The following is a 20,521-nucleotide window of genomic DNA, read 5'->3' on the forward strand; positions in this document are numbered from 1 at the left end:
GCAACTGCAATCAAGTCATCTGTTGTCTTAGGTACTTCTAATCCAGCATTTTCCAAAGCTACTGAATCATAGGTCAATATTAACGTCTGTGCAAAAGTTGGTAATCCATATGTTTTCGAGTCAAAAATACAACTCTCCATCATACTTTTTGAGTACATTGAAGTATCAAGTCCGTTCTCTTTAATGTAGTCATCGATTGGCAATAAGTAGCCGTTTTCTACGTATTCTTTCATCCAAAAATAGTTAACCCAAACCACATCATAGTTGCCATCGCCTGGTCTTGATTGAAACGAAAGTATTTGCTTTTGTTTAAGATTACCGTAGTCTACATCATCAATTGTAACCATTGAATCGGTATAATCTTTAATGATTTCTTTTTGTGTGTCCGCATGAGGACCTGCCCATCTTGATACAAACAATGAAGTCGGTTCTTTAGCTACTTCTGTTGCCTCTTCAGTTACTTCAGTTTCAGTTGTTTCTTCTTTTACATCATTCTCTTTGCCCTTACACCCCACACTAAAAACCACTACCAACAGTAATAACAACCCTACGATTCTTTTCTTATTCCACATAATATATCTTCTCCTTTTTTTAATTTCGACTCTTTTATAAGTGTCGAAATTTTTATCTTATATGATGAATGCCATAAGATTTAATAATTGAGATCCATTTACTTCGTTCTTCTTTGTTTACACTCTTCTGATGAATGCCCATATCCATCATGCCAAATTGCTCAATTTTTGATATACCCAAGTTATGATAAGCCATAATTTCACCATACTCAATTCGGTCATATTTCTTCATCAGTTTTGCAATGCCTTCAAAATGTTCAAGATTGTCGTTCACGCCAGGTATTATTGGAAACCTTAACACTATATTAGCGCCACTATGATAAAGAAGGTCTAAGTTTGATAAAATCAGTGCATTGTCCACCCCGCAATAATATATGTGTTTTTCAGGATCCGTTACTTTATAGTCAAAAAGAAACAAATCTATTTTCGGTAATATCTTCAAAAAATTTTCAGGTGGTGCATACCCTGAAGTATCCATACAGATATGTATACCATCTGTTAAGTCTAGAAAGTCCGCAATAAAGTCAACTTGATTCATCGGTTCCCCACCTGATAACGTTATGCCGCCTCTCTCAAGACTTTCATTAGGTAGTTCATAGTACACAAGATCCGGCTTAAGTTCATCCAGCAATTCTTTTGTTGAATATTCTTTCCCAATAATCTTTAGCGCTTCATAACAGCATACTTTAACACATTCTCCACATAAATTACACAGTTCATGATCAAAAACATGTTTCTCTTGACCTTGGTATTCAATTTTATCATGTGCCCCTGGAAGGCATACCGGAATGCATTCCATACAATTGACACATAACGACTCATTATATAAAAACTGCGGTCCTGACAAAAACGATTCAGGATTATGACACCATTCACACCGAAGGGGACAGCCTTTGAAAAATATAGTTGTGCGAATACCAGGGCCATCATTCAATGAAAATCGTTGTATATCAAACACCCGTGCTTTTTTTGTATTAATAGGTAACTCTGTCATATATCTCCTGCTGGATGTCCTTTTTTAAATCTACGAATCTAGCACTGAATCCACCTACACGCACGATTAGATCCTTATATTCTTCCGGCTTTTGTATTGCATTATATAAATCTTCTTTACCTAAGACAGTAATCATTGCTTGTGCACCACCTCTAACAAAATAGCTAATTAATGCACGATGTACCTTTTCTCTTGAACTGGCCATGAGTTCTTTTGTAAATCTCATGTTCTGAACCGCTCCAGCATGATTATCATGAGACAGCTTTGCAAGAGAGTTAAGCATAGCTGTTAATCCATTTTTATCCGTTCCCGGTGAAGGGTTGTTTGCATTTGCCATAGGCATGCCTGATTTTCTACCATCCGGTGTCGCCCCAACCCATCTTGCTAGTGTGGTGTTTTGTGCATTATTAATGGTCACATATAGATACGCTTTAAGTCCTACAGCCGAAGCTTGTTCTCTTGATTTTTCTGCAATGTAATTATGTAAGTCTATATAGATATCATCCACATAATCATCATCATTGCCATATTTCGGTGCATCTAATAATAGCTTTCGGATTTTATCGTACCCATAAAAATTGTGATCCATCGCTGTTACTAACGCATCTACAGTCAGTGTTTTCTCTTCGAATATGTGTTTTTTAATGGCTGCTAACGCGTTAGCTGAATTAACATTTCCATATAATTCTAATGCACCTGTTAAATGGGCACAACCCCCATTAAATATTGCTTTACCGGATTCTAAACAACCGTCATATAGCATCGACACTAATAAGAAGGGATGCATTTTTCCGGTTATATCATACTCATATTTTTGAAATTTTGCTTGAGCGACGATATAATAGGATATAATCGACTTATATTCTTCATAGAATTCATCATAACTCGTACACGCTTTTAAAGATTTAACCTTTGGCCCCATCTCTTTATTACTCACATGATCATAACCACCACGAATTGCTAATTCTAACATTTTAAGTGAATTTGCTGAACCATTAGGACTACCAAAACTAAAATGGTTAAATTCAAATTCACCACAGCCAAGAGGCATGTATGACTCAGCTATTTCCTTTGAAACATCAAAGGCCTTACCAATAGCATATACAAGGATATCATCGTTATATAACAATGGGTATGTTCTTCCTTCTTCAATACAATTCATTGCCGCATCCCATATAGCTTTAGGCGTTTCACTGTTAAACCGTAGTGTCGTCTGTGGTAAAGGTTCTAAAACCGTACGACAAGCTTCAATAATTGTCAAGCAAACTCGATCTGCATTTTTGGGATTTCTCCGTCCATATCCACCGATAATGACTCTTCCATCTGTCTCTGAATCCATGTGATTGATAAGTCTGAAGAAAGATTGTAGCATCGCCAAAGCTTCATCTTCTGTAATAATGCCATTATCTATATCATGTACATAAAAATCGCCGATATACTCATCAACTCTACCATGCTGTAACAAAGGAATCAGTAGACCGTATAACCATGACAATTGTAATGCTTCAAACATACTGCTTGGTGGGTCCATTTGAATCTTCAATAATGCATCTGCTATATTCTTTAATTCAATCTTTCTTTGTGGATTATCCGTATTGTTCATTAATTTAATCGCTTGACTACAATAGAACGCACACACGCTTTTTACAAGTTCAACTTCTTCTAACATACAATCATAAATTACAACATCTTCGTTATTATCAATAGCCACTTTTCGACGGTTTCTCACCAAATCCATAAGCCCATTAAGTCCTAAATTAAGAAGTTTTTCATAATCTATAAAGGCCCCTGCCATCCGGATAATCGGACAAGCTGGTAAAGGCTCTTTCTTCCACTCCATTGATGGAAAAATGTCCTGTAATTCATCTGGTCTTTGATTGAAAATAATCGTTGTTGTATTTTTTGATTTCCAAAATGTTAGTAGATCATGAAGGTCTTCACGGTATTTTGCATTTCCAGTAGCAAACTCAAGCTCTCGCGTTACTTTTTCTTCATCCATATAGTACCCAAAACCACCTGTTTGTCCTTGAATGCCAAGTCCTACTAACCCCATTTGCAACCGTCCGGCAAATAAATCTTCGTCCTGAATAGGGTGTAATGCTGCAGGAAATTGAGCTTTTAAGGATGCAACTTCAATTTCTTCCGGTCGATTGTATTTATTTATTGCTTCTCTATAAGCATTTGTAAAATTTATTTCGTATTGCAAATCTTCTCTAGGGTTTTTAACCTTGAAATTATTCATAAATCCTCCTTGTACGTTACCATTGTCCTTACCAATTGCATTTATTATACCAAGACTATTAAATAAACTCTTCTCTTGCATTGACTAATTCTTTGTGCTATATTGACTTAACAACGTATTTTCATGCTATTGGAGGGGAACCTTATGAAACCCATACAGATTTCCATCAATAATTTCATAAACAATCCCAATTATAATTATGCAAGCATCATTGATGATCCTAATCAGTTAAAAGTTGAGCATTTTCATAATTATTATGAATTATTTATTGTTAATGAAGGAACCGCTAAGCACCATGTGAACGGAGCCATCGAACAACTCCAAAAAGGAGATCTCGTTTTTATTCGACCTGATGATGCGCACAACTATGAAGAAACCTCAAAACGTTTTAGCATCATTAATATTCTCGTACCCATGAATGCAATAACAGAATTACTGAATTACCTTGGGCCTAGCTTTAATGCAGAAAAACTTTTAATGTCAACGTTACCCCCTATGGTGCATTTAGACCAAAATGAGTTCAATGAAGTTATTGCTGAACTAGAGCAATTGGTGTTATCCAGGCGATTATCTAAAGAGAATTCTGCCTATATATTCCGAATTGTACTGATGAGAATCATTACAAAATATTTTTCACCTTCAATCGTTAAGGGGAATAGCAATGTGCCCACATGGCTTAAGTGGTTAGCCTTTGAAATGCATAAGAAAGAAAATTTTGTTGTTGGTCTGGATGCCATGTATCGGCTTTCTGACAAATGCCCTGAGCACCTTTCTAGAATGTGCAAAAAATACCTCAATAAAACTCCGACGCAATTTATCAATGAAATACGTTGCGAATATGCCGCAAATCTTATTGCATTTTCCGAAACAAAAATCATTGATATCTCCTACGAAGTAGGTTTTGGTAATTTAAGTCATTTTTATCACTGCTTTCAAGCTGTTTATGGCGTAGCACCAAATGCTTTTAGAAAGTCACCTAAGATTGATCAAGAAGATTTGGACGCGATGCAACTTCCAACATTAGATACGAGTACTATTAATAAGGCGATACCTTTGAAGGATTTTTATTAAGATTGACTCTACATATCGAAAACCAATAAATGAAAATTCCGTATCGCGTTAATTTCGATACGGAATTTTCATTTATTGGTTTTCCTTTAATTAATTCTTCAGCAAATTTGATATAGATTTTAATCTAGCGCTCCATTTGAATATTTTGCAAATTAAAAATACGAACCGCATTAACTGATGCCGTTTCAATGGCTTCATTGCAATAGGATACCAGGGCCTTTGTATCTTGCGGTCCATAATGCATGGTAACTGGTCCTTTGATACAACCACCTCTACAAGCCATCCCTTCTATAAAAGTATACTTCAAGCGGCCAGCTTTTCCTAATCTTAGGGCTTTATCGCAAGCTTCTATCCCATCACAAACTAATGGTTCAATGGTCATATCCAACTCTTTATTTTTGAGAATCTCATTAACAGCAGCCGTTACACCGCCTGAAGTGGCAAAACCGCGTCCATAGGCAGAAGCATTGTTTAGCGGAGAAGGTTTAAGATCTTCTATATTTAGATCCATCGTTTCAATCATTGCCGTCAATTCCTCAAATACTAACACATAATCAACACTTTGGTCTTCTAACTGTCGATGTTCCTCTTCTTTTTTTGCTATACAAGGACCAATGAACACAACCACAGCTTCAGGATCTATGGACTTTACCAATCGTGCAGTGGCTACCATTGGAGATATGGTTGTGGAAATATGTCCCACTAATTCAGGGAATTTTTCATGAACGTAATTAACGAAAGCAGGACAACAAGAACTGGTCATAAATGTGTCACCTTCTGATAGGCGATGGATCAATTCTTCCGCTTCGTGAATAGCTACAACATCTGCACCTAGAGCTACCTCAACCACATCTGTAAACCCAAGTATTTTCATGGCTGTTATAACTTTTCCCAAGTCAACATAATTATACTGGGTCGCAATCGCTGGAGCGATAATGCCATATACTTTCCTATTTTTTTGTTTTAAGGCCTCAATGACTTCCACGATTTGAGACTTATCTTGAATGGCTCCAAATGGGCAATAATAAACACAGGTTCCACACTGAATACACTTTTCATTGTCGATTATCGCCTTTTTATGCTCATCCATTTGGATTGCTCCAGTTGGGCAAGCCTTAACACAGGGTCTCATAACGTCAGCGACGGCATCATATGGGCAACTCGCATGACATCTTCCACATTCAATACACTTGGACTGATCGATGAATGCTTTATTATTAACGATGGTTATAGCGTCTTTGGGACAACTTTGCTTGCACCTGTGTGCCAAACACCCACGACATATTTCTGTCACCACATATCGGTTTTCAAGGCATTGATCACACGCGGATGGCAATACTTCCACAAGATTATCGTTGGATTCGTCTCCACCAAAAGCCATTAATAGTCGCTCAGATGTTACAGCTCTTTCATGATGAATACAACATCGAAACCTTGGATTAGGTCCTGGGTTAATCTCATAAGGAATCTCCTTGGTTTTTTCATCCAGAATACCTTCAAATGCATATTGTGCAACTTTTTGATAGACTTCATTTTTAATTTGTTGGACTTGATTTTCAAATATTCTCATAAGCATCCTCCGATATGTAATGCAAGCAAACCTCTTTACCTACTTGCTTAAGCGCCTCTACCAAGGCTTTTACAACTGTAACCTTCATACTTAACTCAATTGGAAAATCGGCGTTTTGATGCGCTTGATTCATGGCTTTACCAAGCCATATATCAATATGCGTACTTTCTTCAATCATTAATTTAAACAATCTGGTAGCACCATCACTCTTAGAAGTAATGACACTATCTGGTTTTTTTCCCCAACTTTCAATAAGTTGAATGGTACGTTGTAGGGTTAACACCCCTTCTGTCACTAAATCAATATCTTTAATATAAGCTGTTGGTGGTACATCCTTGTCTATATAAGTCAGCGATGTTTTAATTGGATGGTTCAGGACTCTTGAGACAATATTTGCTGCCGTTCCACCACATACAACTTTTTTACCATCCATTTTCATGAATTTTGCAACAAAAGGCTCATCCACAAGGGGATTAATAGGTGGCCCCGTAAAGAGCATGACCTGAAGTGGTTTCCTAATCTTCACCGTCACTACGGTTGTATCATCTCCAGGGGCTTCACAATAGAGATCATTACAGGCACCAATAAGTCTTTGGCTTAATTGACTAGCATTTTGATTCCCTTCACGTTCTAAAAAAGCAGCGACATTCTCCCATTCCCAACCAAAATTCAAAATATTACCTACTCCCGCATGTATGACCCCATCACTACATACGACTACAAAATCATCTTGAATTAGATCTAGGTAGCTAATCCATACTTTTTTATCATAAAATGCTTTAATCGTTTTCTCCGTTTCCATGATTTTTCCATTCCTAACGAAAAAGAAGGGTGGGTTCTCCGATTCAAAAATCTTACACCTTAAATTTTTATCAATTTCTATAATGCTAAAGGTGGCGTAGGCTATTTCCCTAACTTTACAGACTGGCAATGTATGTATAATTGTATCAATGACCTCTTCAATATTCGCTCCTTTTTTCAGCATTGTAATGGCGATCTTAGATGTTAATGTTGCCAATATATTAGCTTTAACCCCGCTTCCAAGACCATCTGCTAATACAATCAAAGTTCGATCCTCTGATTTAAACACCTCAACTTTATCACCACATAACTCTTCACCTTTTTTATTTAAGCTATAATGAGCTACATCTATAAAAACGTCATTCCTCGATGTCATCCAATAAACCTCCTTGGTCCCTTAACACTAGGTTTTTCAAGCTATTAAGGCTCATTTTTGTTTCAGCTGTGGTTTCACCTAAGAGACTGGCAATCTCCTGAGCAACGCGCATCTGCTTATCAATAACCTCTTGCGTCTTTAATAATGTCTCCTTCTTGACCTGCTCCAAAGCCTTTTTCTTTGCTTCTATTGGGGTGATGTCTGTAAAAAAGCATAGCAATACATCATCCCCTTCGTGATAGATAATATTCGTTATAAAATGGCGTTGTACAGAAGGTACATAGATTCTCTTACCTTTGACGCTTGTCCGGTTATTCAATGCTTCAGCAAATAATTTTTCTTCGATAAAGGTTTCAATTGGCAGGCCAATGGTTTTTACTGAAGTTTCATTGAAAATGGCGTCGAAGGTTGGGTTAATTTCTATTATTGTTAATTTTTTGTCAATTGTGCACACAGCATTTGGACTATTATCTATTAACACAGAATGCATATTTTCAGCTTTGCCTCTTAAATAAGCCAAGCATTCATGTACATCTGAATAACCGTAGAAAACTGCTTGAGCTTTTTCATGACAATCCACATACCCACATGCACCACAATTAAGTTCATCATGTTTTGTATATTTACCCATTTGTCTTAATATTTCTTTAATCTCACTATGATTTGGCATCTCGCGCATGTCTTTTCTATGGCTAAATATCCGTTTGACTTTTACTTCACTACCATCAAGTCTGATAGAAGGTCCATAATCTGTATCAAAATCTAATCGATATGCTTCCATTAACTTCTCTCTATGGTATCTTTGGTGGGCGTTCTTTGGAAAATCCGGTCCATTATTACAACTACCTTCACATATATTCAGTTCAAAAACATAGCCTTCGATTGGATTTTGAATCAACTCCTCACATAAACTGCGACATTGATGCATACCACTAATCTGTTTAAAATGCTGCTTTGAAGGCGTCTTATCCTGTTCATTTATGAACTCTGTCCCAAGGGGAAATCCTCTACCTCTTCGACTACCTGTAAGATCAAATTTTTCATTTGCTAATCCTTCTAACATGATTTCTTCTTCCACAAACCAGCGACTGAGTTCATCAAAAGTGATGACAGCATCAATGGCTCCAGTTATTTCTTCTGCTTCTGCCATCTTAGCCAAACATGGTCCAATAAAGAGCACTTTTATGGATTCATGCCTTTGTTTAATATACAATCCATGAGCAATCATTGGTGAAACAACCGGTAATATAGAAGGAATCAATTCAGGATATAGGTATTCAATCATATAGTTTGCAGAAGGGCAACAGCTGGTCACCATTTGTTGTCCAGCCTTTTCACCTATTAGTCTTTCATAATTCATTGAAACGATCTCAGCACCTACCGCTGTTTCTTCTATGAGACTAAACCCAAGTTTTTTTAGCCCTGCAACCATTTGTCCTGGTGAAGTTAATTGAAAAGCACCAATAAAAGAAGGGGCTAGGCTTACCGCATAGGATACCCCATTGCTAAGATCTGATTTAATTTGTTCAATTGGGTTTTTTATTTTCAAAGCATCTTGAGGGCATTTTGCCAAACATCTACCACATTTGATGCAAAGATGATCCATAATCTTTCTTTCTTCTTTGTTGAAGCTAATCGCTTTCGTAGGACATGCACGTAAACATTTAAAACAGTTATCACACAAAGATTTGTCGAATTCTATAAACTTCATCCATTTATCACCTCGAGAACATTTTTTTTGAAAAAGTCGATGACTTCATCTGGTTTCAATGATAAGACTTGATCATCCACCTTAATACTTACTGACTTACCACAAATGCCTAAACAAAAAGATGATTGCAGTGTTACCTTTTCTTCAAGACCATACGTGCTAATTAAACTTTTTAAAGTTTGAATGACCTCATATGAACCTTTTAAATGACATGCGCTTCCAATACAGACTTGAATGACCATAAATTACCTCCGTTGACTATGAATTTTTTATTATATTGTTAAATTATTAACGTTTGGTATTAAAAAAAATAGTGTCTTTTTTTTATTTTTATACTCTAAAAGCCTTTATATTAAGGTAAATCGTATTTCTCGGCTTCATTTATATGTCCATCATACTCGATTTCGAAATATTTATCAAGACTTTTCGTTAAATTTATAACGTACTTTATTTGTACATTTATTTATGCCATTTATGAGCTACTATTTAACAACACCAAAAAAATCCATCAAAATACAACGCAGCCAATAATGAACATATCGTCAATATCCCTCTAGAAATGACAATGGTTGCATAGGTTCTTTTTAAGGCATACCCAAAGCTTTTATTAATCCTAAGGAGAACACTATCGTTAAGATCCAAACGGAAACAAACTCGAGCTTAAATGCCTGTACCAATAGCAACATGAGTTTTTGATTCCAACCCATCGAGATCCTTCTCCTGTTTGATACTCTTAGGGCACATATTGTTCTGTAATGCTTTGCACATACCCATCCTTTGTAACCACTCTAAATGGTGGTACAAAATCCGAATAATATTGTTCAAGATGTTCTTTGAACGCTTGAGTGCTAACCGATTTATGGGTAGCACTTTCGCTCCAATTTATAATATTGTATTGAGCATCTTCAGCTACTTGAAAAGACATAGGATAGCTGTTTGGATTATGAATATAAAACCCACCTGGCATATCTTCATCTGGATCTATATCAAGCGCCTCCAACCTTTCAGTATCATCAAGTGTCAGCCATTCAATTTGATCCAGATGAAAAAAAGCTTTAGAATATTCATCGATTTCAAAGTTTGATATAAACCCTATAAAATTGCTTTCCGGCGTTTCCATAAAATCCTCTATTGTTGCTGAGTATTTTTGAACAAGGTCATGAATAGATACTTGTAATTGGCCCAGGTCATTTTTTATATAATCTATAGCCACTTCCAATGGATCTATAAGGGATAGGTTATCCCCTTCATCATTTTGTTTTTGCAACGCTTTATAATAATCTGCTATCTTAATGTCTGTTTCTGGCGTAACATAATATACTGTGCCGTTTCCATCCATCCATCGCTCTACACACCAAATCCCATCTTCTCCCTGAACAACAGGTTGGGATAAAAATAGCTGATATGTTTCGCCTGTGGAAGCTGGAAATTTTATGACAATATGATTCCCACTGTATGTTTCCTTTGGTAACATTTCTCTCGTTTCTAGAAAAATCCGAAGCGCCATTTCTTGCCCTGCAAGTGTAGAGAAATCAGCTTCACCACTCCAAAAGCTACCTAAAAACTTAGGCGTAGAGTGATCATATGAAAAGACCAATATCGGTTTACCCATACTAGCCTCCTCCGTAATCCAACCGTCAACTTCATTCATACCACCTGCCAACATAATCCCACTTATATCTTCGGGCTTAAGGCGGTATTCGAGACTCCAAATATCAAGTGTGGTTGCAGGTAGCAGTTCATCAAAGGATGCTATCTTCTCAAGCTTTGTTATTTTCCTATCTATTATCTTAAAATAATTATCCTCGGTGTTATAATCTGCAATTGTTTCCTCAATAAATTGATGAGCATAATCCTCTATTGACAGCTGTTTTTCTTGGGGATTACTCATTAGCCCTACACTAACCGCTATCACAGTAATAAGTGCCACAATAACAACCCAAAATACTGGTTTTTTATAATTTAACACGTTTATAATCCTCCCTTTAACGTTTCCCTCTCCAAAAGCAAGAGGGCTTCCATTTAAAATATGTCGTCCAGTTGCAAGAGATAATAAGGAATTCGCATAAGGCTTTTTGATTTCTTCATTCATTTCTTTCAGTACCCTTTCATCACAAGAAAGTTCCATATCTGTACTCATTAACAAAAACGCAATCCACACAAGAGGGTTAAACCAATGTATGGATAGTATTATGAAAGCTAGTATCTTAATTATATGGTCTTTTCTCTGGATATGGGTCTGTTCATGTAGCAAAATATAGCTTCTTTCGGTGGTACTTAGGTCAACTGGTAGATATATCCTGGGTCTTATTAAGCCAAGCACAAATGGTGTTTTCAATTTCTGAGCGTGATAGATGTTTTGCTCAATTAACTGTGCACCTTTTAGTTGCCTTTTTAATCGTAAAACGGATACTACACTATAGATAAGCAGTACCATTATTCCTAAAATCCAAATATAAGTACCTATTTCTGTATAAATCTGCAATGGGTTGACACTTGCCCCAACATTGGGTGCGGGAAGTGAATTGCTCACTAATGAATCAACCACTTCTATCCCACTATTAACCTGTGGGCTTTGCTGATAGACAATATCATGGGGAATTAGCACCGCATTTATATTCCGTGGTATAAGGCTAAACATGCTTTCAAAGGAAAATGGAATTATTAAGCGAAAAGCAATCACACCCCATAAGGCATATGAGATGACCTTTGGCGCTTTTTTGAGCAGTAGCCTAATAAAGATTACACATAAGATTACATAACTTGCTGTAAGGCTCATATTTATAACAGAAAGAAAGAGTTCACGCATTATTACACCTCCTTGTGCTGATCAATTAATTTTTTCAATTCTTCAGCTTGATGCTTACTTAATTTTTTCCCACCAATAAAAGCTGTTAGAAATTTTGGCAAGGACCCTCCAAAAGTATCCTCAACAAAGTCTATGCTTTGCTTGGCATAATATTCATCCTTTGTAAGGATAGATGAAACTACAGCATTTTCATTTTGAAAAATATTCTTATCACATAATTTCTTCAGTACTGTATATGTTGTGGACTTTTTCCAACTCATTTCTTTTTCACTTAGCTTCACAAGGTCACCGGAACCCATCGGCTCGTTCTGCCATATTAACTCAGCAAACTTTTCTTCACTTTCTGTAAGTTTATACTCCTCCATGATGTCCTCCTTGGTCTATAAGTTATCGACTTTATATTGCAAGTCTACAACTTGTAGACCCATTTGTCAATACTTATTTTTAATACCAAAAACAGGCAAAAGAAACCCTTTCTCTTTTGCCTGTTGTACATTATAGTATACGGTAAAACGGTTCTGAACTGTTCAAATTAATATCAAAAGTGAAGCACCTAATTCAGCAAAGGCCATCATATCTTCGGGATTTTCTATGCACCATGAAACATTCATACTTATATTGTCTGGTGTAATCATGATCACTAGATGCCTTCTAATGGGATAATTGTCAGCCACTAGAAAAAAACTCTCCTCATTTTTTTGTACAAAATCCGTCATCTGCCTTTCGTCATCAGAAAACATATCAAAATACTTCGACAGCCTCTCCGGGAGAGCTATCCTTTGAAGTCCCCTAATATTCATCTTATGCCCCATCGTCTCAAGACTCTTGGCAATTTCTTCTACAGATAAGTCAATGGGGGATTTCGGTATAATTAACCCATTAAAGCCTCCCCCGTTTCCTAACCATTTTGTATTCTCATAAAGAACTATGTTGTTAGTGGTTGAACTACCGACTTTTACATTTTTTCTAAAATAGGCTTCCATTTTCCAACTGCTTTCATTAGATGAATTATCCCTTAGGGTGTATAGGAGATTCCGGGGTACGTCTTTATTAACTACTACCGATGTTGCAGCATTGTATTGATAATTTTTTTGTGCAGCGGCTTTTGCTCTTGCTTCATGGTTTTGCCTTCCCCTACGAGTAAGCAAAAGTGCCATTCCCCCCAGTACAATCACAAACAAAATGGGTACTACCACATCCTTCCATGTCATAAGCTTTCCTCCTTTTCCTTCAACTTATTAAGCGCATCCAGCATGGAATTAATAGACATTATACCATAGTCTAAAATGATATCATGTGTCTTTTCAGTAGCATCTTTGGCCAACAGAATGATTCGTTTATTAAGAAGGCTTGTTTTTGATGTTACTGAAACAATATCCTCTGGGCTGATTTTGCATACCATATTATTATCCTGACGGCAAAAAAAAGCGGGAGCTGAGGTGTCAAAAAGTGACATGTTGTACTTGGCAGTAAGATGCATTGCATCATTGGTTATTACTAATTCTCCTAAAAACCGTTTACCATCAATAATAATATTTGTTGTCCAAGTGCCTAAAAGAATTTCTTTGTTTTGTGTCATTTTCCATTTCCCCTTTCAAATTTAATCGGGTATGATTATTTCACCTTGTTCCATATCCGACATAATTCCCTCTAACATCTTAATATGATCCATATTTAGCACCATACAGTTATGAAGTATAAAACCCTCATCCTTGGTTTTACCATAAAGTACAGCCATAAAAAATACTTCCTTATCTCTGAAAATACAATAAGCTTCGTAAGCTTCTACCGCTTTTTCCTTTTTATTTAGGGCTTTTCCTATAGCAAAGTAGTTATTTTTTACACCTAAATTGGCAGTTTGATGATCCTCTGTTTCCTTTTCGGGATAAAACTCTGGAAAAGATGGCATCCCCAACTGTATTTCATTGACGAAATAATCTAAATCAATTGCCCTTTGACGAGGTATTTTCATCTCAGACTCAGCTTGTGCAATAAGCCATATGGTGCCACCATCTAAGCGGTTATAAATGTCAAAGTAAACCTCACCTAATATGGAATATTGCTTTTCTCTGTAAATTTCCCAGCTTTCCTGGGCATCCTTTAGCGCTTTTTTCACATCCTCAGGTGAGGTGTCTATAAGCAGATCATATACTCGCATAACCTCTAAATCCCATTTTTCTATCGCCTCATTGATACAGGAAATGGTACCTTGTGTATCTTGATTTTGGTTCATGCATCTCTCCAGTTCTTTATCAATGGCCTCTATGCTTATTCTTTTTATACCTTGAGATATCTCTTGACTTGATTCATTAGTTGATTCTTTATCTTCTATTTGTTTTTTTAGATTTTCATAGGCAATTTTACCTTGTGGCACTCCCTTTTGGGCTGCAAATTCATAGTCCAATAGAGCAAGCTCCCTCATATCTTTACCAGCAAGACTAACCCCTTCTCGGCACATTCCCATTACGTAGCGAAGCCAAGGATCGTTTTTTTCCTCTTCTGTCAGCTCCCAGGATGATGTTAGGTGGTCAAATACTTCTAATACCATATGAGCCTCATCTTCCTTAAGAATTCCTCCATGGGCCTTGGCCATCACTCTAACCTCCTCCAAATATGCCTCAAAATCTTTAATCAAATTTCTTTTATCCTCTGTAAGAGACTTAGTAGATGCCATTTGGGATATGCTCACAATCTCTCCCGCATTTTTTGGGGGGTCATCACCCGTAAGTAGAAGAATTCCATAGGCTCCCAGAATCAACATTAAAAAGAAAGCTACAAGTTTAAGCCCCCAGTTTCCTATTATTGAGGCCACTCTATTCACTTTATCCGGCATATTTTTCAATACATATCCTCCCCTCTTCATCTAAAATGCTTATTTGTTTTTCTTCCTTTTTCTTTTTTGATCCTTCTAATATTAGTAAAATACCGAAATTCAGACATTTCGGTATTTTACAAGATATCCATGTTCTATGCAGGTTCAGCCGCTTATCAATTAAATTCAATGGTATCTAACATCCCAAACAACAGGTCTTCTGTAGCGTCATCCGCACTGACGTCCATAGCAAGACCAATCTCAATTCGTTGACCATTTATCACCGCACTCATTTTCATCTGCTGCATACCATATATTTCAAAATCCGTGCTGTAAAAGTTCAAGCCCCAGTGTTGAAAGGACTCCACATCACTTCCATTATAGTCTCTGGCCATCCCTTCTATGGCTTTCTTAGCAGCATCTTCACCAAGACCGCTGCCTCTCACCCAGACTTCAACGGCGTTTTTCCCCTGATAGGCTTGAAGTCCATCGCTAATCTCCATCACATTCCATCCTGTTGGTACCACCATGGACACCTTTTCTGTTTCAAACCGTTCACCTTGGATGGGCGGCCCAAAGGTTATGTCTCCGGAGCTGCCTTCCTGGCTAATTTCGGATGCTTCTGCTGTTGAGGTGATTCCCGGTTCCTGTGCCAGACTGTCAGGATCCAGAGATAGACTCAGTACAAAATGGATAGTCATATCACCATCCTGGATATCCCCGCCACCCACCAAGTGCCATTCATTGTTTTCCATCTCAAAGGTTCCGTTCCATTGGAAAGGACTTTCCCACAACTCTCCAGTCAGCGTCAACCGATTATTAGAGACAAGGGCTGTCAGATTGGGTCCTGCCAGAGCATCAGCAAGCTGCATTTTCCCAGTACCCTGATGATAATCTTCAAATGAAAGATCCAACCAGCAGTCAATAAACGTCCCTTCCATGTCTGCCATCTCTTCATTGCTAACTTCCGCGATTAGCTGTGTCCCTGCCCAGGTTCCAGAAAAATCCATTGTGTTACCCCAATCTTCCGGTGTTTTTGATTCATTTCTTTCCGATACTTCCTGCACTCCAGCCGTTTTTTCCGGATGGGAGGCAGAACATCCGGATAAGGCAAGGCAGAGAATCATCATGACAAGACAGCTGATTAGAAAAATACTCCTGACACGTGTGTCGCATAAACATATTATTCTTTTCATTTTCGAACACTTCCTTTAACCGAACCGATGAGATTACCTTCCTCATCTACCGAAGCTTCAATGTGATAGGTTCCGGCATCCGGCCATCGGTATACCGTTTTTGTTCCGCTTTCAAGGTTTTTAAACTTTCTATAGTCCTTAAGAATCACATATCCCTTACCTATTTCTTTTTCCAACTGCTCAAGTGTTGAAATCTCACCACTTTTAATTTTTTCTACCAGATGATCATATAGCTTCTTGTCTGCTGTAAATCCTGTATCCTCAAGCCCTATTCTCACGGTGTATTTCACAGCAATCACGGTGTCCTCCCAAATCTCAAACTCCACATCTGCCAAATCTTTTTCTTCATCAAAGGCATATTTTGTCTTTTCTGTCTCTAGTGCACCTGCCTTCATGGGAGCTATTTCCACCATTCCTTCTCGGGTGATCTTATCAATCAATCCCTCAATGCTCATATCTAGGGATAAGCCTTGAAAGGTCTTATAGGTCTTTGTTGATATGGCTATTTTTGTTCCTTCACTCATCATTTCATTTTCTATTATGGTTTCCGCTAGGGCTACATTCGTTCCTTCACTCATCATTTCATTTTCTGCAATGGTTTCCACTAGAGCTGCCTCCTGCTGAAGTGGTTTAGTGTCAGTGGAACCACTACCACACCCAAATAAGAACAAGGCACCCATTAACAAAACAACGGTTATGACACATCTCTTTTTCATTTCTATCTCTCCTTCATTTTCTAAATTAGTTGGCAATTTGTCTAATCTTAAAAGGTTGTTCTGTATTCAATCATTCTCTCTTTTTTTTCGAATATTTTACATCAATACTCTTTTAAGGTATAATAAATTAATGCATTATTTTAAAGCAATAACAATATAAAACTCCCCTTTGTAATAAGATTACCCTCCTTTTCTTATAATTTTTATTGCACAACGTTATGCTAACATACCAGGTGTTAACTAAATGTAAAATATATTGTTATTCTAAAAAATTTTTTTTGCTCATCGTTAAATAAACGTGAAATTAACTGTTAAATTTATTATATTTTCTCTATTACAGGTGATTCTATGCAAAACACACTACTTTTAAAATCTAAGCTAATAATCCCAGAGCTTCCAAAGAAGGCTTTATACTCTGAGCGAATTAAAAGCTTGCCCATTAATAAAAAGAGAGCTGTTATCATAACCGCCCCTGGCGGCTTTGGAAAAACAACTGCCGTACTCTTGTCTCTAAAAAAAGAAAGGCAGTATATACACTGGTACAGACTGGAAAGAGAAGATGCTTTTTTACCGGTTTTTTATTCCCATGTAATTGAGACACTTTTCTCAGGCGTTGACAAAACAAGGTTAGACTGCTATAGAGGGCTCTCAGGTATTAGCAATATTTCAGAAGAATATTCGCTGATAAATGCACTGATCTGCCAGGATGCCTGGGAGTATTTTTCAGATGAACAGCATTTTCACTATCTAGTTTTAGATGATTTTCAAAACATTGTTGAGAACCCCTTAATCTCGGAAACAGTACGATACTTTATTGCTAACATGCCAATTGAAATAGGTATGTTAGTCATGTCAAGAGTAGATACCAGTATTTTTACTGGCAAGCTTGCTTTGAACAACAATATCACCCTCATAAATGAGGATGATCTACGTTTTACAAGAGAAGAGACTGAAAAACTGCTTCTTAACACATATAAAATCAAATCCACCACGAAAGAACTTGACCGTATACATGAATTTTCGGAAGGTTGGATTGCTGGGCTTTTTATGATTAGCCACATCGATAACCCGCTTCCATATCAGTCGAACTATGGGCTAGAAGCGGATTATGCTACTGAGCAAACCTTATTTAATCATTTTTTTAATGAATATTTAAAGGGAATGGATGTAGATAGACTTCAAATTCTTGCAGAAATGTCCATTTTCCCAGACTTTTCATACAAGGAATTAGACGAGATCCTTCAAGTCGATAACGCCTTAGAAATGCTGGAATGGTTAGAAAAAAGCAACATGTATATACAAAAATTCATGACACAACCAGTGAAATACCGTTTTCATTCTCTATTCCGTAGAGAGTTGGAAGTGTATTTAAAAAAAATAAAAAGCGAAGCCTATATAAAAACCTTATATGCCAAGGCTGCTCATTATTACGAAAAGAATGAAGATCTACGACCAGCTGTACAACTTTATATTGCTGCCGATCAAACAAACAAAGCCTTGAAAATCATCTCTATTTTTGGAGCTCAGTTGTTTGCCAAAGGTCAACCCGAAAAAATCATGTATCTGGTAACAGAATTTCCTGAAAATATTATTAAAGGAGATCCTTATTTACTTTTTTTTAGAGGACTAATGTTGCTCACCACTGAAATTGAGGAAGCCTATGACTGTTTTAAAGCTGCACTTTTAATGCTTCGATATCAAAAAGATATGTCATACCTTATGAACACCTTTGGTATGATTTTAGTAATGTCTTTTCAAACAAATGATTTTAAATATGCAAAAGATGTTGCGTCCTATATTCCTAAGTTTAAGGTAGCTTTAAGCGGCGGGATTCCTTTAAAAAAACTGTTGATTAGCGGATTCATTAATACTGTAGCAGATGAAAAGCTAATATTGGGAAATGTGCTTAGTAAAATGATGGCAAGGATGATAATCCCTGAAGCCATATGGGATTATAGTTTTTTAACCATTCGTGCTTTACTTTTTTATAGAATCGGCCGTCTTAAGTCAGCACGCAAGATTCTTGATCAAATACTAGAACACCAAGTAGGCCTTTTAAGTGATCAATGGCGTATTATCGGTTTAGTTGGCTGTTACAGCACTTTAATGCTTATGAGAGATATTGAAGCATCCAAAAAATTGATGACAGAATTTGCTCTATTAGGAGAAAAATACGACTCTGACTTTTCTCGTTCTTTTGCCTTAGAGATTTCCGCTGTAATAAAATATCAAACAAGAGACATTGTTGGAGCTATTTCTGACTTAGAAGAAGAGGCTGCTGCGTATAGTAGATATGGCAGCCCTATTTTTACCAGCGGAGCTATGATATTAAAATATTTGTGGGAAGCGGAAATAGTACCTGCACAAACCTTGCTTGAAAAAGCAGAGCTTGAATTTGCAAATATTTCAAAGCAGTATGCTGGTCATGGTTACTACGAGTTTTGCCAGGGAATGATGGGGGCACTATACAAGGCTGCAGGCAATTATGAAAAAGCAGAAGATTTTCTATTGTCATCTTATAATGAATCCTTTAACAAAAAAGCACGCCAGCATATGTCCACGATTGCCATGCATCTTGCTGATTTATATTATAGAAAAAACTGCACGAAACTACTAAAAAAATATCTTAACATATGGGCAAGGCTAAGTAGCAAAAATGATTATGTGTTTTTCTTCGGAATGGATTATTTTACATTGATCCGTGCATGTGCTTTGGCTATAGAAAAAAATCTATTCCCTGAACATATGCGTAAAATAATTGGTTTATATTTTGGGTCTGTGCATAGTGAGCGTATGGTAAAAAACTCTGGTATAGCCGTTACTAATCCAAATAGTTTTATAACAGCCTGCTGCGAGTCTGAAGAGAAAGTACAAAAAATAATCAAAGTTACCCTTTTTGGCAACTTTTCTATCCAAAAAGGTGAAGTTATTATTGAAAATAAAGAGTGGAAAACTAGAAAAATCAGTGGAATACTAAAATATATATTAGCTCACTCTGGAAAGAGCATTTCACGCGAAACTTTGTCGGGAGTATTCTGGCCAGATTCCGACAAAAAAGCAGCTTTTACATCCCTTAGAGTTGCTTTGTACGAATTGCGAAAAACACTCGATAGGTTTGGAATGGGTTTTGAGGATGAATATCCGCTGATTATTGAGGAAAAAAACGGATTCTGCATAAGCAGTAAAAACCTTGTCGAAACCGATGTGGAAGAGTTTTGCAGGCTGTATAATACATATAAATCGCAAACTTTACCAGCAGAAGATCTGCTTACAAAAATGACAGATCTATATACGGGGGATTTTCTAGAGGACAATTCCTATGATGAATGGGTATCTTTATCCCAGGAATACTATAAAGCCATATATATTGAAGTTTCACACACTCTTTTACAACTATTATTGAAAAAGGATGCTCTAAAAGAGGCTGAATCAATTCTCGAGAAACACATGCGCATAGATCCCTACGATGAAAAAGCATGCGAACTGCTTTTAAGAGTATATCAACACACAGGACAAAATGCTCGAGCCAATTCATTTATGCGTCAATTTGAGAAACGTTTCAAGGCCGAAATGGGTGTGGAACCAAACTTGAACAGTTTGTAACAAACTTTGATGCACCTTCAGCATGTAATCTGTTAGCATACTCTGCTG

The 20,521-nt window shown here is 36.9% G+C and carries 16 protein-coding genes; 2 read left to right on the plus strand and 14 right to left on the minus strand.

All coding sequences use genetic code 11. The features are described 5' to 3' along the window. The 3 genes from P0N36_RS10505 to P0N36_RS10515 all read right to left on the minus strand — a co-directional run. On the minus strand, nucleotides 1–572 hold a 572-nt coding region (locus tag P0N36_RS10505; RefSeq protein WP_275842804.1), incomplete at its 3' end, for an ABC transporter substrate-binding protein. Between the two features lie 52 nt (nucleotides 573–624). Next, nucleotides 625–1,566: a glycyl-radical enzyme activating protein gene (locus tag P0N36_RS10510; protein WP_275842805.1), complete on the minus strand. Its 942-nt coding sequence runs from the start codon at nucleotides 1,564–1,566 to the stop codon at nucleotides 625–627. After that, nucleotides 1,547–3,808, minus strand: a complete 2,262-nt coding sequence (locus P0N36_RS10515) for a pyruvate formate lyase family protein (protein WP_275842806.1) — start codon at nucleotides 3,806–3,808, stop codon at nucleotides 1,547–1,549. The genes P0N36_RS10510 and P0N36_RS10515 overlap by 20 nt, the downstream gene beginning before the upstream one ends. A gap of 144 nt (nucleotides 3,809–3,952) precedes the next feature. On the opposite strand from P0N36_RS10515, the gene P0N36_RS10520 reads away from it, so the two are divergent. Then, nucleotides 3,953–4,879 (plus strand): helix-turn-helix domain-containing protein, encoded by a 927-nt coding sequence (locus tag P0N36_RS10520; protein ID WP_275842807.1) that lies wholly within the window; start codon nucleotides 3,953–3,955, stop codon nucleotides 4,877–4,879. A 124-nt stretch (nucleotides 4,880–5,003) separates the two neighbouring features. On the opposite strand, the gene P0N36_RS10525 is transcribed toward P0N36_RS10520, so the two are convergent. From P0N36_RS10525 to P0N36_RS10575, 11 genes are all read right to left on the minus strand, one after another. Then, nucleotides 5,004–6,449: a 4Fe-4S dicluster domain-containing protein gene (locus P0N36_RS10525; RefSeq protein WP_275842808.1), complete on the minus strand. Its 1,446-nt coding sequence runs from the start codon at nucleotides 6,447–6,449 to the stop codon at nucleotides 5,004–5,006. Continuing rightward, nucleotides 6,436–7,626, minus strand: coding sequence for a SpoIIE family protein phosphatase (locus tag P0N36_RS10530; protein ID WP_275842809.1), 1,191 nt, complete (start codon nucleotides 7,624–7,626; stop codon nucleotides 6,436–6,438). The genes P0N36_RS10525 and P0N36_RS10530 overlap by 14 nt, the downstream gene beginning before the upstream one ends. Then, the gene (locus tag P0N36_RS10535; RefSeq protein ID WP_275842810.1) at nucleotides 7,610–9,337 is read right to left on the minus strand and encodes a [Fe-Fe] hydrogenase large subunit C-terminal domain-containing protein; all 1,728 of its coding nucleotides are present in this window, start codon (nucleotides 9,335–9,337) and stop codon (nucleotides 7,610–7,612) included. The genes P0N36_RS10530 and P0N36_RS10535 overlap by 17 nt, the downstream gene beginning before the upstream one ends. Next, nucleotides 9,334–9,579, minus strand: coding sequence for an NAD(P)H-dependent oxidoreductase subunit E (locus P0N36_RS10540; protein WP_275842811.1), 246 nt, complete (start codon nucleotides 9,577–9,579; stop codon nucleotides 9,334–9,336). The genes P0N36_RS10535 and P0N36_RS10540 overlap by 4 nt, the downstream gene beginning before the upstream one ends. Nucleotides 9,580–10,070: 491 nt before the next feature. Continuing rightward, complete coding sequence (locus tag P0N36_RS10545; protein WP_275842812.1) at nucleotides 10,071–12,146, minus strand: M56 family metallopeptidase; 2,076 nt, start codon at nucleotides 12,144–12,146, stop codon at nucleotides 10,071–10,073. A 2-nt stretch (nucleotides 12,147–12,148) separates the two neighbouring features. Continuing rightward, nucleotides 12,149–12,511, minus strand: coding sequence for a BlaI/MecI/CopY family transcriptional regulator (locus P0N36_RS10550; RefSeq protein WP_275842813.1), 363 nt, complete (start codon nucleotides 12,509–12,511; stop codon nucleotides 12,149–12,151). Nucleotides 12,512–12,673: 162 nt separating this feature from the next. Continuing rightward, on the minus strand, nucleotides 12,674–13,357 hold the full coding sequence (locus P0N36_RS10555; protein WP_275842814.1) for a hypothetical protein: 684 nt from the start codon (nucleotides 13,355–13,357) through the stop codon (nucleotides 12,674–12,676). Continuing rightward, nucleotides 13,354–13,725: a hypothetical protein gene (locus tag P0N36_RS10560; protein WP_275842815.1), complete on the minus strand. Its 372-nt coding sequence runs from the start codon at nucleotides 13,723–13,725 to the stop codon at nucleotides 13,354–13,356. Before P0N36_RS10560 ends, P0N36_RS10555 begins: the two co-directional genes overlap by 4 nt. 21 nt (nucleotides 13,726–13,746) lie before the next feature. Further along, complete coding sequence (locus P0N36_RS10565; RefSeq protein ID WP_275842819.1) at nucleotides 13,747–14,979, minus strand: lysozyme inhibitor LprI family protein; 1,233 nt, start codon at nucleotides 14,977–14,979, stop codon at nucleotides 13,747–13,749. A gap of 155 nt (nucleotides 14,980–15,134) precedes the next feature. Next, a complete protein-coding gene (locus tag P0N36_RS10570) occupies nucleotides 15,135–16,154 on the minus strand; it encodes a hypothetical protein (protein ID WP_275842816.1) in 1,020 nt (339 codons plus the stop codon). Further along, nucleotides 16,151–16,870: a hypothetical protein gene (locus tag P0N36_RS10575; RefSeq protein ID WP_275842817.1), complete on the minus strand. Its 720-nt coding sequence runs from the start codon at nucleotides 16,868–16,870 to the stop codon at nucleotides 16,151–16,153. The genes P0N36_RS10570 and P0N36_RS10575 overlap by 4 nt, the downstream gene beginning before the upstream one ends. Before the next feature lie 348 nt (nucleotides 16,871–17,218). Between P0N36_RS10575 and P0N36_RS10580 the strand changes: the two genes are divergently transcribed. Next, on the plus strand, nucleotides 17,219–20,473 hold the full coding sequence (locus P0N36_RS10580; RefSeq protein WP_275842818.1) for a BTAD domain-containing putative transcriptional regulator: 3,255 nt from the start codon (nucleotides 17,219–17,221) through the stop codon (nucleotides 20,471–20,473). The last annotated feature ends 48 nt before the right edge of the window (nucleotides 20,474–20,521 follow it).

The sequence above is a fragment of the Petrocella sp. FN5 genome, from assembly GCF_029210395.1.
Lineage (GTDB): Bacteria > Bacillota > Clostridia > Lachnospirales > Vallitaleaceae > Petrocella.

Excerpts from the sequence above, each read along its gene's own strand:
- P0N36_RS10510 (WP_275842805.1), bottom strand. The coding sequence starts at position 1,566 with ATGACAGAGTTACCTATTAATACAAAAAAAGCACGGGTGTTTGATATA.
- P0N36_RS10515 (WP_275842806.1), bottom strand. The coding sequence starts at position 3,808 with ATGAATAATTTCAAGGTTAAAAACCCTAGAGAAGATTTGCAATACGAA.
- P0N36_RS10520 (WP_275842807.1), top strand. The coding sequence starts at position 3,953 with ATGAAACCCATACAGATTTCCATCAATAATTTCATAAACAATCCCAAT.
- P0N36_RS10525 (WP_275842808.1), bottom strand. The coding sequence starts at position 6,449 with ATGAGAATATTTGAAAATCAAGTCCAACAAATTAAAAATGAAGTCTAT.
- P0N36_RS10530 (WP_275842809.1), bottom strand. The coding sequence starts at position 7,626 with ATGACATCGAGGAATGACGTTTTTATAGATGTAGCTCATTATAGCTTA.
- P0N36_RS10535 (WP_275842810.1), bottom strand. The coding sequence starts at position 9,337 with ATGAAGTTTATAGAATTCGACAAATCTTTGTGTGATAACTGTTTTAAA.
- P0N36_RS10540 (WP_275842811.1), bottom strand. The coding sequence starts at position 9,579 with ATGGTCATTCAAGTCTGTATTGGAAGCGCATGTCATTTAAAAGGTTCA.
- P0N36_RS10545 (WP_275842812.1), bottom strand. The coding sequence starts at position 12,146 with ATGCGTGAACTCTTTCTTTCTGTTATAAATATGAGCCTTACAGCAAGT.
- P0N36_RS10550 (WP_275842813.1), bottom strand. The coding sequence starts at position 12,511 with ATGGAGGAGTATAAACTTACAGAAAGTGAAGAAAAGTTTGCTGAGTTA.
- P0N36_RS10555 (WP_275842814.1), bottom strand. The coding sequence starts at position 13,357 with ATGACATGGAAGGATGTGGTAGTACCCATTTTGTTTGTGATTGTACTG.
- P0N36_RS10560 (WP_275842815.1), bottom strand. The coding sequence starts at position 13,725 with ATGACACAAAACAAAGAAATTCTTTTAGGCACTTGGACAACAAATATT.
- P0N36_RS10565 (WP_275842819.1), bottom strand. The coding sequence starts at position 14,979 with ATGCCGGATAAAGTGAATAGAGTGGCCTCAATAATAGGAAACTGGGGG.
- P0N36_RS10570 (WP_275842816.1), bottom strand. The coding sequence starts at position 16,154 with ATGAAAAGAATAATATGTTTATGCGACACACGTGTCAGGAGTATTTTT.
- P0N36_RS10575 (WP_275842817.1), bottom strand. The coding sequence starts at position 16,870 with ATGAAAAAGAGATGTGTCATAACCGTTGTTTTGTTAATGGGTGCCTTG.
- P0N36_RS10580 (WP_275842818.1), top strand. The coding sequence starts at position 17,219 with ATGCAAAACACACTACTTTTAAAATCTAAGCTAATAATCCCAGAGCTT.